The 15492-nt window shown below is 66.6% G+C and carries 15 protein-coding genes; 8 read left to right on the top strand and 7 right to left on the bottom strand.

The features are described 5' to 3' along the window. The first annotated feature begins 50 nt into the window (after positions 1–50). From V5D55_RS02240 to V5D55_RS02255, 4 genes are read left to right on the top strand one after another with little or no spacing between them, the layout of a single operon-like run. Entirely contained in the window at positions 51–1082 is a 1032-nt protein-coding gene (locus V5D55_RS02240; RefSeq protein WP_435747226.1) for an ABC transporter permease, read from the top strand. Next, positions 1079–1879, top strand: coding sequence for an ATP-binding cassette domain-containing protein (locus V5D55_RS02245; protein ID WP_435747228.1), 801 nt, complete (start codon positions 1079–1081; stop codon positions 1877–1879). The genes V5D55_RS02240 and V5D55_RS02245 overlap by 4 nt, the downstream gene beginning before the upstream one ends. Continuing rightward, positions 1876–2184 carry a putative quinol monooxygenase gene (locus tag V5D55_RS02250; protein ID WP_435747230.1) on the top strand — a complete coding sequence of 103 codons (309 nt, stop codon included), beginning with the start codon at positions 1876–1878 and terminating at the stop codon, positions 2182–2184. Before V5D55_RS02245 ends, V5D55_RS02250 begins: the two co-directional genes overlap by 4 nt. Further along, positions 2181–3092, top strand: a complete 912-nt coding sequence (locus V5D55_RS02255; protein WP_435747232.1) for a carbohydrate kinase family protein — start codon at positions 2181–2183, stop codon at positions 3090–3092. The genes V5D55_RS02250 and V5D55_RS02255 overlap by 4 nt, the downstream gene beginning before the upstream one ends. A 14-nt stretch (positions 3093–3106) precedes the next feature. On the opposite strand, the gene V5D55_RS02260 is transcribed toward V5D55_RS02255, so the two are convergent. From V5D55_RS02260 to V5D55_RS02275, 4 genes are read right to left on the bottom strand one after another with little or no spacing between them, the layout of a single operon-like run. Further along, positions 3107–4015 carry a carbohydrate ABC transporter permease gene (locus tag V5D55_RS02260; RefSeq protein WP_435747234.1) on the bottom strand — a complete coding sequence of 303 codons (909 nt, stop codon included), beginning with the start codon at positions 4013–4015 and terminating at the stop codon, positions 3107–3109. Next, positions 4015–4953: a carbohydrate ABC transporter permease gene (locus V5D55_RS02265; protein ID WP_435747236.1), complete on the bottom strand. Its 939-nt coding sequence runs from the start codon at positions 4951–4953 to the stop codon at positions 4015–4017. The genes V5D55_RS02260 and V5D55_RS02265 overlap by 1 nt, the downstream gene beginning before the upstream one ends. After that, positions 4950–6245 carry an ABC transporter substrate-binding protein gene (locus V5D55_RS02270; RefSeq protein WP_435747238.1) on the bottom strand — a complete coding sequence of 432 codons (1296 nt, stop codon included), beginning with the start codon at positions 6243–6245 and terminating at the stop codon, positions 4950–4952. The genes V5D55_RS02265 and V5D55_RS02270 overlap by 4 nt, the downstream gene beginning before the upstream one ends. A 36-nt stretch (positions 6246–6281) precedes the next feature. Next, on the bottom strand, positions 6282–8462 hold the full coding sequence (locus V5D55_RS02275; protein WP_435747240.1) for an alpha-galactosidase: 2181 nt from the start codon (positions 8460–8462) through the stop codon (positions 6282–6284). Between the two features lie 110 nt (positions 8463–8572). Between V5D55_RS02275 and V5D55_RS02280 the strand changes: the two genes are divergently transcribed. Then, positions 8573–9688, top strand: a complete 1116-nt coding sequence (locus V5D55_RS02280; protein ID WP_435747242.1) for an ROK family protein — start codon at positions 8573–8575, stop codon at positions 9686–9688. Between the two features lie 59 nt (positions 9689–9747). Here the strand turns inward: V5D55_RS02280 and V5D55_RS02285 are convergent, their stop codons facing one another. The 3 genes from V5D55_RS02285 to V5D55_RS02295 are packed head-to-tail and all read right to left on the bottom strand — an operon-like array spanning position 9748 to position 12110. After that, the gene (locus V5D55_RS02285; protein ID WP_435747244.1) at positions 9748–10044 is read right to left on the bottom strand and encodes a hypothetical protein; all 297 of its coding nucleotides are present in this window, start codon (positions 10042–10044) and stop codon (positions 9748–9750) included. 51 nt (positions 10045–10095) lie between these two features. Beyond that, positions 10096–10833 carry a response regulator gene (locus tag V5D55_RS02290; RefSeq protein ID WP_435747246.1) on the bottom strand — a complete coding sequence of 246 codons (738 nt, stop codon included), beginning with the start codon at positions 10831–10833 and terminating at the stop codon, positions 10096–10098. After that, positions 10830–12110, bottom strand: coding sequence for an ATP-binding protein (locus tag V5D55_RS02295; RefSeq protein ID WP_435747248.1), 1281 nt, complete (start codon positions 12108–12110; stop codon positions 10830–10832). The genes V5D55_RS02290 and V5D55_RS02295 overlap by 4 nt, the downstream gene beginning before the upstream one ends. A 159-nt stretch (positions 12111–12269) precedes the next feature. Between V5D55_RS02295 and V5D55_RS02300 the strand changes: the two genes are divergently transcribed. The 3 genes from V5D55_RS02300 to V5D55_RS02310 are packed head-to-tail and all read left to right on the top strand — an operon-like array spanning position 12270 to position 15386. Further along, on the top strand, positions 12270–13289 hold the full coding sequence (locus V5D55_RS02300) for a tripartite tricarboxylate transporter substrate binding protein (protein WP_435747250.1): 1020 nt from the start codon (positions 12270–12272) through the stop codon (positions 13287–13289). Next, positions 13286–13873: a tripartite tricarboxylate transporter TctB family protein gene (locus V5D55_RS02305; protein ID WP_435747252.1), complete on the top strand. Its 588-nt coding sequence runs from the start codon at positions 13286–13288 to the stop codon at positions 13871–13873. The genes V5D55_RS02300 and V5D55_RS02305 overlap by 4 nt, the downstream gene beginning before the upstream one ends. 1 nt (position 13874) lies before the next feature. Then, positions 13875–15386 carry a tripartite tricarboxylate transporter permease gene (locus tag V5D55_RS02310; RefSeq protein ID WP_435747254.1) on the top strand — a complete coding sequence of 504 codons (1512 nt, stop codon included), beginning with the start codon at positions 13875–13877 and terminating at the stop codon, positions 15384–15386. Positions 15387–15492: the final 106 nt, after the last annotated feature.

The following is a 15492-nucleotide window of genomic DNA, read 5'->3' on the forward strand; positions in this document are numbered from 1 at the left end:
CAGATCGCCTGCCCGCGGCGACCCTCGCACCGAACATTGGAAATGGCATCGTGACGCAATCAGCCCCCACATCCTCCCTGGATCTCGCGGCGGAGTTCCTCGACCATCGCACGCCGGTCGACCGCCTCCGCGGCATCCTCCACCGCTACCCGGCCATCAGTCCCGCCGTGGTGCTCGTCGTCGCGATCATCGTGTTCGGCACCATCAACCCCCGCTTCTTCGCCGCGGCGAACCTGTCGCTCGTCCTCGACCAGGTCTCGGTGGTCGGAACCGTCGCGATCGCGCAGACCCTGATCATCCTCACCGCCGGTATCGACCTGTCGGTCGGAGCGCTGATGATCGGCACATCGATGGTGATGGCGCAGACCGCGGCGAACAACGGCCTCCCGGCACCCATCGCCCTGCTCGCCGGCCTTCTGGCCGCCCTCGCGGCAGGTGCCCTCAACGGCCTGCTCGTCACGCGGGTCAAGCTGCCGCCGTTCATCGCGACGCTCGGAACATTCAACGTGTTCATCGCCTTGACCCTGCTGTACAGCGGCGGCCAGACCATCCGGAAGTCGGACATGCCGGAGATGCTCACGTGGACGTCGACGGCGCTGCCTCTCGGCGACGTCCGCCTCACCGTCGGCGTGCTCATCATGCTCGCGCTCTACGCGCTCGTCGCCTACATCCTCGGCCGCACGGCCTGGGGCCGCCACGTCTACGCTGTCGGCGACGACGAAGACGCCGCTCGCCTCGCCGGGATCTCGACGAAGAGGGTGCTGTTCAGCGTCTACATCGCCGCCGGCGCCATCCTCGCCGTCGCGGCCTGGATCCAAATCGGACGCTCCGGCGCCGCCAGTCCCAACGCCGGAACCGACCTCAACCTCGACTCCATCACCGCCGTCGTGATCGGCGGCACCTCGCTCTTCGGTGGTCGCGGAATCATCTGGGGAACGCTGCTCGGAGCGATCATCGTCGGAGTGTTCCGCAACGGACTCTTCCTCGCCGGCGTCGACGGCCTCTACCAGACCCTCGCCATCGGCATCCTCGTCATCGTCGCGGTCGCCATCGACCAGTGGATTCGAAAGGTACGCAAGTGACCAACGCAGCTGAAGCCCCCTCCCTCGCACCGGTACCCACCGGTGTGCCCGTCCTCGAGGCGAAGCGCCTCGTGAAGACCTTCGGTCGTGTGGTGGGACTGGACGGCGTGAGCCTGCAGCTCCACGCCGGCGAGGTCCTCGCGGTCATCGGCGACAACGGCGCCGGCAAGTCGACACTCATCAAGTGCCTCACGGGCGCCTACATCCCCGACGACGGGCAACTGCTGCTCGACGGCCAGGAGGTCCACTTCAAGGGACCCCAGGATGCTCGCAACGCGGGCATCGAGACCGTCTACCAGACTCTCGCCGTCTCCCCCGCCCTCGACGTCGCCTCCAACCTGTACCTCGGACGCGAGCGCCGCAAGCCCGGCATCCTGGGTTCCGTCTTCCGCGCGCTCGACACCGCCGGGATGCGTCAGGATGCCCGCGATCAGGTGATGAAGCTCGGGATCTCCACGCTCCAGGATGTGACGGTGTCGGTCGAGAACCTCTCCGGAGGTCAGCGCCAGGCCGTCGCGGTCGCACGGGCCGCGGCCTTCGGCTCGAAGGTCGTCGTGCTCGACGAGCCGACGGCCGCCCTCGGCGTGCGCGAATCGAACCAGGTGCTCGAGCTCATCGAGAACCTGCGCAGCAGCGGCGTGCCCGTCATCCTGATCTCGCACAACATGCCGCACGTGTTCCAGGTCGCCGACCGCATCCACATCCAGCGTCTGGGCAAGCGCGCCGCGACCATCACACCGCAGTCGCACAGCATGACGGATGCCGTGGCGATCATGACCGGCGCGACGCAGGCATGAGCGACGAACAGGTCGTCGTCTCTGCCGAGTTCACGGCGCGGCCCGGCCTGGCCGACGAGGTCGATACCCTGGCTCAGGACTACGCGGCGTCCGTGCGGGCGGAACCTGGCAACACGACGTTCGAGGTGTATCGCCGCACCGAGGATCCGGATCGGTTCCTCGTCTTCGAGATCTACCGGGACCTGGAGGCGTTCGAGGAGCACCTGCGTGCGGAAGCCGGGACCGCCTTCAATGCCCGGCTCACGCCGAGGATCGTCGAGCCGCGCACCGTCCTCTCGTTTCTGACGCCGGCCGGACGCTCATGAGCGGTGCCGTCCTCGTCATCGGCGAAGCTCTCGTCGATGTGGTCCATCGCGGGGATGGACGCATCGACGAGAGCCCCGGCGGGAGCCCGGCGAATGTCGCCCTGGCGCTCGGCCGGCTCGGTGACAGAGCGCAGCTCCTGACACAGCTCGGCGCGGATCCGCATGGCGCTCAGATCCGCACCTGGCTCGCAGAAGCGGAGGTCGAGGTCGCTGCGTCCGTCGTGCCGCGAACCGCGACCGCGACCGCGTACCTCGACGACGCGGGTTCGGCGCGGTACGAGTTAGACATCGACTGGTCTCTGGCCGACGTCTCGGCCGCACGCGCCGACCCTGCCGGGATCGTGCACACCGGATCCATCGCCGCACTGCTCGCCCCCGGCGCAGCCGCGGTACGCGCCCTTCTTCTGGAGATGCGTGCATCGTCGCTGATCACCTACGACCCCAACGTCCGTCCGGCACTCCTCCCCGACCGCGCCCAGGCAGTCGTCGACGTCGAGCGCTTCGTCGCCCTGGCCGACCTCGTCAAGGCCAGCGACGAGGATCTCGCCTGGCTCCATCCCGACGTCGATCCGCTCGAAGTCGCTCGGTCCTGGCTGCTGCGGGGCCCCTCCGTGATCGTGGTGACGACGGGCGCGAGGGGCGCCTTCGCGGTGTCGCGCGCCGGGGTGACCCGTGTCCGCGGGCAACGAGTGGACGTCGTGGACACCGTCGGGGCCGGTGACACGTTCATGAGCGCACTCATCCACGGCCTCGTCGCACTCGGGCTCGACTCCGCCGACGCTCGTGAGAGGCTCCGCCGCATCGATGACAGCTCACTCGCCGAACTCCTCCGGTTCAGCGCACGCGCCGCAGCGATCACCGTGTCCCGGCCGGGGGCAGACCCGCCGCGTATCGACGAACTGGCGTGAAGGACACGTTCGGACTACTTGATCGACCCCCGGGTGACTCCGGAGATGACCCACCGCTGCGAGAAGATATAGATGACCAGCAGCGGTGCCATCGCCATCAGATACGACGCGAAGGCGGTCGTGTAATCGGTGTTGTACTGCCCCTGGAACACGTACTGCGCCAGAGGGATGGTGCGCGCACCGGGGTCGGTGAGGACGACGAGCGGCATGATGAAGTCGTTCCACGCCCAGACACAGGTGAGGATGCCGACGGTCGCGTTCATCGGCATGAGCAGCGGGAACACGATCTGCCAGAACACCCGCCAGGTGGATGCCCCGTCGACGCGCGCCGCCTCTTCGAGCTCGATCGGGATCGAGCGGATGTAGGCGCTGTAGATGAAGACGTTCAGCGAGATCCCGAAGATCGTGTAGAGCACGATCATGCCGACCTGGTTGTCGAGCCCGAGCAACGACGTCTGCTTGACGAGCGGCAGCATGATGATCGGGAACGGGATGAACAGGGCGGCGAGGAAGTAGAAGAACACTCCCTTGAAGAACGGGCGATGGCTGTTGCGCGCCAGCGCATAGGCCACGACCGAACTGGTCAGCAGCGTGAACACGACGGCTCCGACGGTGATGATGGCCGTGTTGAGCAGCGCCTGCGGGAACGCCGTCCGCTGCCAGGCGTCGGCGAAGTTCTCCCACCGGATCGGGTTCGGCCATTCGAAGCCGTTGCCCGCGGCCAGCTGCTCCGGGGTCTTGAGTGCGACGGCGACGGCGAGGTAGAGCGGGATGAGAACCGTGAGCGAGCAGACGGCGATGAGCGCGGTCGCCCACCAGTTCGTCTTGCGGGTGTCATCGTCTTCGGCGGGGCGGCGCCCGCGCCAGCGAGGACGCGGTGTCGTCGCCTCGGCTTCGGCGAGGATCGTGGTTGCGGTGGTCATCAGATATCGGCCTCTCTGCGCTGAAGGAACCGGAACTGCACGAGCGAGACGACCGTGATCACGATGAAGAAGATCACGGCGTTCGCGGTCTGGTAGGCGAACTCTCCTCCGGAGAATCCACCGCGGAAGACCAGGAGGGTGACCGATTCGGTCGAGGTCCCCGGCCCTCCGTTCGTGAGGGCGACGATCGGGTCGAACACCTGCAGGAAGCCCTTGAGACTCAGCACGACGTTGATGGTGAAGAACGCGCTGATGAGCGGGAAGGTGATCGATCCGAACTGACGCCACGACGAGGCGCCGTCGAGCGACGCGGCCTCGTAGAGCTCGCTCGGGATCGTCTGCAGGCCCGAGAGATAGATGATGATCGAGAAGGCACAGGCCTGCCAGACCGCGAGTGCGACGATGGCCGTCCACGCCCAGTCGGGATTGGTGAGGATGTTGTCCCGGAAGAGCGGTATCCCCGACAGGATCTTCGGCAGCGAACTCGAGAAGAGGAACTGGAAGACGTAGCCGATCACGAGGATCGCCAGCACGTAGGGGACGAAGTAGACGCCGCGCCAGAAGTTCCGGGCGCGGATCTTGGCGTTGAGCCCCATCGCGATCGAGAGTGAGATCACGTTCGTGAGGATCGTCGCGACGATGGCGAACAGGAACGAGAACCCGTAGGCCTTCAGGACACGGTCGTCCTTGAAGAGGTTGAGGTAGTTGGAGATCCCGACGAAGTTCCAATCGCCGTATCCCGCGTAGTTCGTGAAGCTGAAGAAGATGCCCACGATGACCGGGATGGTGTGGAACGCCGCGAAGGCGATGACCGCGGGCCAGACCATCCAGTAGAAGGCCGGCAGGGCTCGCGAGCCCGAGGTGCGGACGCGAGTCGCCCGCTTCTTCTTGTCGGTTCCCGCCGTGGTGGCGCGCACGGCGCTGGTGAGAGTGCTCATTCTTGATCTCCCGTCACGGGGATGGTGCGGGCGGCGACTTTTCGCCACTCGCTGTCGAGGGTCGACAGCGCCGCATCCGCGTCTCCGTCGAACAGGAACTGCTGGACGATCGCGACCAGCGGGATGCTCGGCGGCACCTGGTGATCGATGAAACCGGTGATGCGTCCGTCGTCGAAGTACGGCTTCACGGATTGCAGAGCCGGGTCATCACTGAGCTCGGCACCCTCCACGGAGGGGATCATGTTCTGGGATGCGGCGAAGTCCTCGATCACGCCGACATCGAACAGGTACTCGATGAAACGGAGCGCCTCCTCACGGTGCGGGGTGTCCTTCGCCATCGTGACGACGACGTCGACGCCCGACACCAGCAGTCGATCATCGGGATCGTCCGCGGCCGGGTAGGGGAAGATCGCGGCATTGATGTCCGGGTTGATGGCCTTCACCGGGTTGAGCGCCCAGATTCCCTGCAGCAGCATGGCCGACTCACCGCGCGCGAAAGCCGCGTTCCCGTCGTCGTAGGTGCTGCCCCGATATCCCTCCTGCATGTAGGAGAAGAGTTCCGCCTGCTGAGCCATCACCTCCGGGAAGTCCTGCTCGAACGACACGGCCGAGTCGGGGCCGACGTCGTCGCCCTCTGCCCGGAGGTCGTCGAAGAACCCATCCTGTGAGGCATAGGCGCCGAGCGCGTTCCACGACGGCATCCCGGTCCACGAATCGGCGAGCGTGCCGTAGAACGGCGTGATCCCCGCCGCCTGGAGCTCATCGCAGACGGCGATGAACTCGTCCCAGGTCTCCGGCACTTCGAGCCCCTGCTCCTCGAAGATGTCCTGGTTGTAGATCACGCCGTTGGCGTTGTTGACGTAGCCGAGCCCGTTGACCTCTCCCGGCTTCGTGCCGAGCTCGGCGAGGATCTCCTGGACCGCGGGGTTGATCGTCTGCAGCACCGGTTCGGCCGAGAAGTCATAGAACACTCCGGCCTGAGAGAGGTCGCCGAATCCGCCGTTCGCGTTCAGGGTGATGACGTCGGGCGCCTTGTCCTTGACGAGGAGCGTGCGGATGAGGGTCTCGGAGTCCGCGACCTGGTTCTGCACGACCCGGATGTCGGGGTTCTCGGCTTCGAAGTCGGCGATGATCGCGTTGAAGTCCTCGAGTGCCTCGCCCTTGAACTGGAAGAAGCTCAGCGTGGTGATGCCGTCATTCGGCGTCGCTGCGCACCCGCCCAGCGCGACGACGGTACCGAGAGCGGCCGCCATCGCGACCACCCTGGCCTGCTGTCGATGTCTGATTCTCATGTGTGCGCCTCCTTGCGCGTGAAAACTGCTGATCGGTCAGTGCTGTGAAACGAACTCGATGACGGTCGCCTGCTGAGGGAACTGCACGGGAGGTCGAACGCCGATGCTCCCCAGTTCGCGACCGGTCATCGTGACCGGCTCCTCCGCCCACGCGAGCGGCGACTGAGCCGGGTCATCGGCGGGACGCGAAAGGATGCGGAGCTCGTAGGTGCGAGCCGGATGCAGCCCCGGGAACCGGATGCGACCGGCCGGGTACGCGGCGCTCGTCGCGACCTGGGTGATCGTGAACACCGCCGATTCGGCATCCGCCGCGACGATCCCGCGCACGTCGATGCCGGGCTCGACGCCATCCACATGGACGACGGTGCCGCCGGCGATCAACGGACGCAGCCTCTTGGCCAGGGTGATCCATGCCGCGACACGCTCCCGCGTCGCATCGTCGGCCGAGGTGAGATCCCACTCGACACCGAAATGCCCGAGCAGGGCGACGGCCGCGCTCAGCTCGAGCGACACCGCGCGCCCCGACGAATGCACGACAGGGCTGGTGAGGTGCATGCCCATCATCTCGGGAGGGACGACGAGTCCCGTGTAGCGCTGGTTCTCGAGCCGCTCGATCGGGTCGAGGCTGTCGCTGGTCCAGATGCGATCCATGCGGTCGAGGATGCCGAGGTCCACTCGCGCACCGCCCGATGCACAGCTCTCGATCTCCAGACCCGGATGCTTCGATTTGAGCTCATCCAGCAGGCGATAGAGGGCGAGGGTGTGCTCGCGCACGCGCGGTGCTCCCCCGGGCCCGCTGCCCGCATCGACGAGATCGCGATTGTGGTCCCACTTGAGGTAGGAGATCGAGTACTCGGACAGGAGGGCGTGGAGCCGATCCGCGATGTGCCGGTAGGCATCCGGGTTCGCGAGATCCAGCACCTGCTGCTGCCGTGCCGAATGCGGCAGCGACGTCCGGCCACGGAGGATCCAGTCGGGATGCGCGCGGGCGAGGTCGCTGTCGGGGTTCACCATCTCGGGTTCGACCCACAGGCCGAACTCCATTCCGAGATCGCAGACCTTGCCGACGAGGGGATGCAGCCCGGCGGGCCAGATCTCGGCATCGACTTCCCAGTCGCCGAGTCCTCGCGTGTCGTCGCGACGACCGGTGAACCACCCGTCGTCGAGCACGAATCGCTCGATCCCGACAGCCGCTGCCGCATCCGCGAGCGCCGACAGACGCTGGAAGCCGTGGTCGAAGTAGACGGCCTCCCACGTGTTCAGCGTCACCGGACGTGGTCGTTGCGGATGCTGCGGCCGGTCGCGCCACTCGGTGTGGAAGCGCTGGGAGAGCTGGTTGAGTCCGTCTCCCCACGAGCCGATGACCCAGGGCGTCGAAACGGAGGACCCGGCAGCGATGACGACCTCGCCGGGAGCGAACAGCTCGCCGCCCGCGAGGAAGGCGTCGCCGCTCACGACCCGCTCGGCGAGGACCCGGTGGTTCCCGCTCCAGGCGACGTGGATGCCGTGCACCCGACCGGATTCGAACCCGAAGCCGGGCCGGCCGGCCGCCAGCAGCACGGTCGCGTCGGCGCCGGGTCGCCCACGACGGCTCTCCCGCAGGTGGGTTCCGAGCGTGAAGCTGCGGCGCTGTGCGGCGCGTTCGCGAAGATGATGCCCGGTCGTATCGAGGAGCTCGGTGGCGTCCCACGGCGTGGGGAAGGCGAGATGGAGCGCATCGAGGGAGTAGTCGCTCTCCGCGGCATTTCTGACGGTCATGCGCTGATGCAGCAGCCCGCCGGTGCCGACCTCGATCTCCCATCGGAGGCGGAGTCCGGCCTCCGAGTCGTCCAGCACGACGATAGCCGAGTGCTCATCGGCCTCGACCTCGATGATCTCGGGCTTGATGCTGAAGCCCGCGCCCGCACGGTGCCCCTCGATCGTCGGTGTCCCCAGCCACCCCGACCCCTCCGTCGCGACCACGCTCAGCCGCGCCGTGCGATCGAATCCGCCCGAGACTCGCTGCGGGCGTGCGGCGACGGCGATGCCCCGCAGGGTCTCGGGACTGGAGTCGAGCAGCTCCTCGCCCCAGTGGACGATGACGGGCACCTGCTCGGACTCGAGGTCGACGACCACGCTCGTCCCGCCGTGGTGAAGGTGGATCACGCGATCCTGGGCGGCCAGAAACTCGAAATCGTCCATCACGCTCTCCTGCAGAGCCTCGTTGCTGAATTGCATGGATTAGTTCTATCACGAAAGTAAACCCACGCCAAGAGGCATCCGCAACTCCCCCACGTCCTCCTCCGGCGCTGATTTAGTGCCAGAATGGAATCAACGAGGAGGTAGCCGTGCTCACAGAGAGCGAGACAGCGCTCGCTGAGGCAGTGCTGATCCACGGTCCGATCTCGCGGTCGGCACTCACCACCCGGCTCGGGCTGTCGGCGGCGAGCCTCACCCGGCTCGCGAAGCCGTTTCTCGATACCGGCCTCCTCATCGAACTCGACGACGTCGTCGACGGCTCGGTCGGTCGGCCGACGCGTCCGCTCGACATCGCCCCCGACCGAGGATTCTTCGTCGGCATCAAGCTGACCGGAGACACCGTGCACGCGGTCATGACCGACGTGCGCGCCGCTCTCGTCGCGTCCTCGACACGACCCCTGTCCGGCACGGACCCGTCGACGGTCATCGCGGACATCCGCGCCACGATCGACGACTTCGACGGCGACCTGCGGGGCATCGGCGTCAGCCTGGGCGGCTCCGTCGACGACGGCAGCGTGGAGTTCGCCCCGTTCCTCGACTGGCATGATGTCCCGTTCGCGGCGATGCTCGCCGAGGCGACCGGCCTTCCCGTCGCGATCGAGAACGACCTCGTCGCCCTCGCCGAGGCCGAGAGGTGGTTCGGCATGGGGCGCGGGCTCCCGGGCTTCTCGGTGATCACGATCGGAGAAGGAATCGGATACGCGCTCGTCGCGCACAACGAGGTGCTGCGCACGCGCGAGGTCGGCGTGGGCCTCGGCGGACACATCCCGCTCGCCACGAACGGCCCGCTCTGCGATCGCGGGCACCGTGGATGCGCGCAGGCGATGCTCACCTCCGGTTCGATCAGCGCCCAGATCTCGGGCGCCCTGCGACGCCCCGTCGACTACGACGAGTTCTTGGCGCTCGCTGCGGGCGGCGACCCCGCGGCGACAGCGGTGGCGGATGCTGCGGGCGAGGCGCTCGGACGATTCATCGCACTCGCCGCCAACCTGACCATGCAGCCGGCCGCCGTGCTCGCCGGCGACGGCATCGGACTCTTCTCGGTCGCCGAGCCCGCCGTCCGGCGGGCGATCTCGGCCGATCGCGACCCCCGCGCTGATCGCATCGAGCTGTACGTCGACGAATCAGGATTCACCGCGTGGGCTCGCGGCGCCGCGGCCGTGGCGATCCAGTCGGCGATCGCGACGCTCTCCTTCGCACGCTGAGATATCTCCGAAGCGCGTGCCGGGGAGGCGACCCGCGGGTACCGTGGCTCCTCGCCGCGTTACGACTCCTGCGCGACCTTGCGATTGTGGGTCAGGATCGGCACCATGGCGACGCTCGGGCTCAGCGCCACGATCATCGCGAGCCACCACCACCCGCCGCCCGCGATGAGCGCCACCGCCCCGAAGACGATGAGGCCACCGCCCAGTGACCGCATCGCGATCGACCCCGGCGGAACAACCGCGGCATTGGTCCACATCGGGATCGCGACATCCGCGTTCGCACGCAGGGTCTTCGCCAGCGACGAGAAGAAGAGGACGAGTCCTCCGAGAGCGAGGGCGATTCCGAACACGATCATGCCCTCGACGGTATCAACCGCTGCACCCGAACCCGGTGACACCACCCGCATCTAAGGCGCTAACCGGTAGAGCATCTGTGGTCGTCCCCGCTTGCCATAGCGATGGGCGAGGTCGACGACTCCCGCCTTCTCGAGGTAGGTCAGATACCTGTGGGCTGTGGCGGTCGACAGGTGGCAGACCTCGGCGATCTCATGTGCCGACATCGCGATCACGGAATCGAGCGCTTCGACGATCCGACTGAGCGTCGGCTCGGCAAGTCCTTTCGGCAACCTGCGCTCATCCTCGTGCGGCCGCGAAGACTGCGCGGGGAGGCGCGCACGGTCGTCGACCGTACGGATTCCCCCGGTCGTGAGCAGTCGATCGATCTCGCTCTGCAGGAAGGGGCGCTGTCGGCCGGCATCGGTCTCGGTCTGACGCTTCGAGCGGTAATCCTCCAACCGATCCCGAAGAGCCTCTTGCGTGAACGGTTTCAGCAGATAGCCGACGACGTGAGCGGACAGCGCCTGCCGTACCGTGGTCTGGTCTTGCGACGAGCTGATGACCAGCACGTCCGGGCCTGCTTGACCGAGCGTCCGCAGCCGGTGCAGCACTTCGACACCACTGATATCCGGAAGCCGCATGTCCAGGAGGATCAGGTCGAACCCGGCCTTTGCCTGTGTGGACGCGTCCTCTCCGGTCGCGGCGGTGCCCGCAACGACGAACCCGGGCGTCTCCGCGACAAAGGCGCAGTGCAGCGCGCGGGCACCGCGATCGTCATCGACGACGAGCACTCGAATCGGGTGCGTCATCGCGAACTCGCCATCTCGAAGGAGAACCGCGCTCCACCGAGCGACGACGATCCGACTTCGATCGTTCCATCGCGCGATGTCAGGATGCGCCGCACGAGATGCAGCCCCACCCCCCGACCCCATCCAGAACGATCGGGCTTGGACGAGTACCCCATCGTGAAGACTCGCGACGCAGCGCGCGGATCGACGCCGGGCCCATCGTCGTCGACCGACCCGGATAGGCGGTCACCGTGATCCCGCACAGCGCACCGCACCCGGGTGGCACCCGCTTCGCCGGCGTTTCGACAGAGATTCGCGAGCACCGACACCAGTTCATCGTCGAAGGCCGCTTCCTGATCGATGTCGAACTCGACTTGCGCTCCAACGCTGAGCAGGTCTGCCCGAATCGCATGCATGGTCGCCTCGCGAAGAGCGGGAGCGTCGGTCGCTGATCCGTCCGCATCGGGGTTCGCCCCGGTCACGGGAGCGAGGTCCTCGATATAGCCGAGCGCTTCACTCGGATCGCCCCTCGACACCAACCCGTGGATCACGTGCAATCGAGTGGTGAACTCGTGCGACTGCTCCCGCAGCGCGGCCGTGGTCCGCTGCATCTGTGCATGCTCCGACGCGAGTCCGTCGAGTCGACGAAAGCGCCTCTCGACCGCCGCGGTGAGCAACGAGCTGGCCAACGTGCCGACGATAAGCGCTCCGACGGCCCAGGGCAGCAGCGCCGCGAGCGCTGCTGCGCGCTGCGCGGAGATATCCGACTCGAGCACGCCGACGGCCACCATCCCGATGACATCGCCATCATCGCTGCGCACAGGCACCTTCGCACGCAACGACGAACCTGACGGCCCTGTCTCGGTGCCGAGAAACGGCGTACCGTCGAGGACCGATCGGTTCGTCGTCGACACCCGCACCCCCCGTTCCGAGACGAGCGGATGCGTGATCCTCACGCCCTCGTCGTCCGTGATCACGACGTAATAGACGTCCGCCGCCTGCGCCACGAGTTCGGCTATCGGCTGCAATCGCGCCGTCGCCTCGGCCAGATCGGCGGCATCCGCGGGGTCGGCGGGCGTGCCTTCATTCTTCGTCGCCTCCACGGCGGCGCGCACATCCGGCAGACCCGCGATACTCGTCGCGACCGACTGCACCCTGGCTGCGATGCCTTCACGGATGCTGCTTTCCTGCAAGGACAGCGCCACGACGACAGTGACGGTCAGCGACGCCAGGGTGATCGCCGATGGCAGGAGAAGCAGCGCGAGTCGAATCAGTCGGTGACGGCGTCGGAACGACATCGTGCTCGCCTCCTCGCGATCAGACCAGAACCGAGTACCGGGAATCCGTTCCATGCATGTTTATGAGAACAAATCGGCTCGACACTGTCGGCCGTGACCTGCGGTGCAATCCTAGATCGATCTTGCGGAGACGACGATGTCCGCGCGAATGGAGCAGCAATGACGCATCGCTTGGAAGGCGCCCCCGGCCAGGGCGCTGCCACGAGAACTCTCATCGGTCGCATCGCGGGAGGCGCGATCACCGCTGCCGCCGTCACGATCGCCGTCATCGGTTCGATCACTTCCGCCGCAAGCGGCCAAGAGATCAACGCCTCGATGACCATCGTCGCGCCGGCAGCCGCAGGGGGCGGCTGGGACGGCGTCGCCCGCGAACTTCAACAGGCCCAGAAAGCGAACGGCCTCATCAACAACGTGCAGGTCGTGAACATGCCGGGCGCCGGCGGCACCATCGCACTCGGCAACGTTTCCGTTCTGAGCGGACAACCCAACAACCTCCTCGTCGGCGGAACCGGCCTGCTGGCAGCGACCATCCAGTTCGACTCCTCCGCCACGCTCGACGACGTCACTCCCCTCGCCGTCGTCGTCGAAGAGTACGACGTCATCGTCGTCCCTGCCGACTCACCGTATGAAACCCTCGACGACCTCGTCGACGCGTGGAAGCAGGACCCGAAGTCGATCCCGTGGACCGGAGGTGGATCTTTCGATCAGCTCGTGGTGACCGACCTCGCGCTCGCGGCCGGAATCGACCCGGTCGACACGACCTACATCTCGTCGGACGGCGGTGGCGAAGCCATTCAGGCTCTCCTCAACGGCACCGCCCGCGCGGCTGCCGGAGGCTACCCCGACAATATCGATCAGATCGAGGCCGGCCGGCTCCGCGCGCTCGCGCTCGTCGCCGCCGAACCCATCGAAGGAATCGACGTACCCACCGCCGCGGAGCAGGGCTACGACATATCCCTCACGAACTGGCGGATGCTCGCTGCCCCTTCGGGCCTCGAGGATGCGGATGTCGACGCCCTCACGGACCTCGTCCTCGAGAGCGTCGAGACACCCGAATGGCAGGACGCGATCGAGCGATACCACTGGACCGAGCGGATCATCACCGGAGATGAGCTGAAGACGTTCCTCGACGACGAGGAAGCGCGCATCCGCGCCCTGTACGAGGAGATGGGACTATGACTTTTCCCCCCAACCCCACATCGGCCTCCGCCGTCGTGGGCGACCGACTCCGACTCGTCTCGGGTCCTGGCTTCGCCGCGCTGCTCAAGGCTGTCGCGATGCCGCTCATCATCTCGGCCTTCGCGACCTACCTGCTGGTCGGGATCTTCACCATGCGCGTGCCCGAGGGCACTGGCTTTCCCGGCCCCCAGTTCTTCCCAGCGATCATCGTCGCCGGGCTCTACGCCTTCGCCGCCGTCCTCGTGGTACCTGCCGTCCGAGGGGTGCGCGCCGCATCGGACAGCGCGACCACCGAAGGGGAAGCCGATGCCGACACCGACAGCGCCCTGGGCCGGGCGGTTCGCGTGGACGTGAGGTCGATGGCGTGGGTGGTCGGCTCGTTCGCCGCGTTCGCGCTCCTCCTCGACGTCCTGGGTTGGGTGGTCGCTGCCAGCCTTCTGTTCTGGTGCGTCGCGCGCGGCTTCGGTTCCACTAAACCACTGCAGGCACTTGCCGTCGGACTCACCGTCAGCTCGCTCGCCTACATCGGATTCGACATGATGCTCGGGCTGCCTCTCCCGTCCGGCATTCTCGGGGGGTTCTGACATGGATGCTCTGCAACTGCTCGGCGAAGGCTTCCTCGGCGCTCTGACACCGGCGAACCTGCTGTGGGTCGTCATCGGGTGCGTTCTCGGCACGGCGGTCGGCGTGCTGCCCGGCCTCGGGTCCTCGATGGCTGTCGCGCTCCTCCTGCCGGTGACATTCTCCCTCGATCCCACGGCCGCGTTCATCATGTTCGCGGGGGTCTATTTCGGTGGCCTGTTCGGGGATTCCACCATGGGCATTCTCATGAACACACCGGGACAGGCATCCGCCATCGCGTCCACTTTCGAAGGCCACAAGATGGCCCTGAACGGTCGAGCGGCGCAAGCCCTCGCCACAGCCGCGATCGGGGCGTTCGTGGGCGGCTTCATCGCCTCGATCTTCGTCGTCTTCCTCGCCCCCGCACTCGCCGACCTCTCGAGCCGTTTCGGCCCGGCGGAGTTCTTCGCCCTCGCCGTCTTCGCCTTCGCCGCCACTTCGACCGTCGTCACCGACAACGCCACGAAGGGCCTCACCGCACTGTTCATCGGGCTGGGCATCGCGGTCATCGGCGTCGACGGCGTCTCCGGTGCACCGCGGTTCACCATGGATTCGCCGAACTTGTTCGACGGGGTCTCGCTCGTCACGGTCACCGTCGGGTTGCTCGCTCTCGGCGAAGTGATCTATGTCGCCTGCCTGGAACGGCACACCTCCGATAAGAAGCTGATCACCCCCTCGGGCCGCCCGTGGCTGAGCCGCGCCGAACTGAAAGAGGCAACGCCCGCATGGTTGCGCGGCACAGCGATTGGATTGCCGTTCGGGGTGATACCTGCCGGAGGATCCGAGATCCCGACGTTCCTTGCGTACGGCTTGGAGAAGCGCCTCGACGCCCGACGGAAGTTCCCGCAGTTCGGTCGCGGCGCGATCCGCGGCCTCGCTGCCCCAGAAGCCGCCGGCAACTCGACGACGAGCATGGCGATGGGCGCACTGCTCGCCCTCGGCCTGCCGATCTCAGCAACGGCCGCCATCATGCTGGCGGCGTTCCGCCAGTACGGTCTTCAGCCGGGCCCGCTGCTGTTCGACCGCGCACCCGACCTCGTCTGGTCCCTGCTCGCAAGCTTCTTCATCGCGATGGTCGTTCTGCTCATCTTGAACCTGCCCTTCGCGATGGTCTGGGCGAAACTGCTGCTCATTCCGCGGCCCTACCTGTATGCAGGCATCACGGTGTTCTGCGCGCTCGGCATCTACGCCACGTCCGGGTCCGCGTTCGACCTGCTCCTCCTCCTCGGAGTCGGACTGCTCGGCTTCTTGATGCGAGCGCTCGACTTCCCCCTCGCGCCCCTCATCATCGGCATGGTCCTCGGTCCGCTCGCCGAGACAAGCCTCCGAGACGCGGCCATGAGTGCAAACGGCGACTTCTCGATACTTGTACACAGCCCGCTCAGCATCGGTCTGTACGCCCTGCTCGCTGTCGTACTCGTCCTGTCCATCCGCAACCGACTCATCACCCGCAAACGCGCTCGCCTACGTAGGTGATCGCCGAGGAGTGGTTGTCCACCAGATGTTGCATTTATCCCACATAAGGCCCGTGGTATATTTTTCTCACAACATCCGACGGTGCTATTTTTCGAACATGAGTTGG

The sequence above is a fragment of the Microbacterium sp. PMB16 genome, assembly GCF_051294855.1.
Lineage (GTDB): Bacteria > Actinomycetota > Actinomycetes > Actinomycetales > Microbacteriaceae > Microbacterium.

What these genes read in the sequence shown, in the direction of transcription:
- V5D55_RS02300 (WP_435747250.1), top strand. Translation starts at nt 12,270, where the DNA reads ATGACGCATCGCTTGGAAGGCGCCCCCGGCCAGGGCGCTGCCACGAGA.
- V5D55_RS02270 (WP_435747238.1), bottom strand. Translation starts at nt 6,245, where the DNA reads ATGAGAATCAGACATCGACAGCAGGCCAGGGTGGTCGCGATGGCGGCC.
- V5D55_RS02275 (WP_435747240.1), bottom strand. Translation starts at nt 8,462, where the DNA reads ATGCAATTCAGCAACGAGGCTCTGCAGGAGAGCGTGATGGACGATTTC.
- V5D55_RS02250 (WP_435747230.1), top strand. Translation starts at nt 1,876, where the DNA reads ATGAGCGACGAACAGGTCGTCGTCTCTGCCGAGTTCACGGCGCGGCCC.
- V5D55_RS02285 (WP_435747244.1), bottom strand. Translation starts at nt 10,044, where the DNA reads ATGATCGTGTTCGGAATCGCCCTCGCTCTCGGAGGACTCGTCCTCTTC.
- V5D55_RS02260 (WP_435747234.1), bottom strand. Translation starts at nt 4,015, where the DNA reads ATGACCACCGCAACCACGATCCTCGCCGAAGCCGAGGCGACGACACCG.
- V5D55_RS02305 (WP_435747252.1), top strand. Translation starts at nt 13,286, where the DNA reads ATGACTTTTCCCCCCAACCCCACATCGGCCTCCGCCGTCGTGGGCGAC.
- V5D55_RS02255 (WP_435747232.1), top strand. Translation starts at nt 2,181, where the DNA reads ATGAGCGGTGCCGTCCTCGTCATCGGCGAAGCTCTCGTCGATGTGGTC.
- V5D55_RS02295 (WP_435747248.1), bottom strand. Translation starts at nt 12,110, where the DNA reads ATGTCGTTCCGACGCCGTCACCGACTGATTCGACTCGCGCTGCTTCTC.
- V5D55_RS02265 (WP_435747236.1), bottom strand. Translation starts at nt 4,953, where the DNA reads ATGAGCACTCTCACCAGCGCCGTGCGCGCCACCACGGCGGGAACCGAC.
- V5D55_RS02310 (WP_435747254.1), top strand. Translation starts at nt 13,875, where the DNA reads ATGGATGCTCTGCAACTGCTCGGCGAAGGCTTCCTCGGCGCTCTGACA.
- V5D55_RS02290 (WP_435747246.1), bottom strand. Translation starts at nt 10,833, where the DNA reads ATGACGCACCCGATTCGAGTGCTCGTCGTCGATGACGATCGCGGTGCC.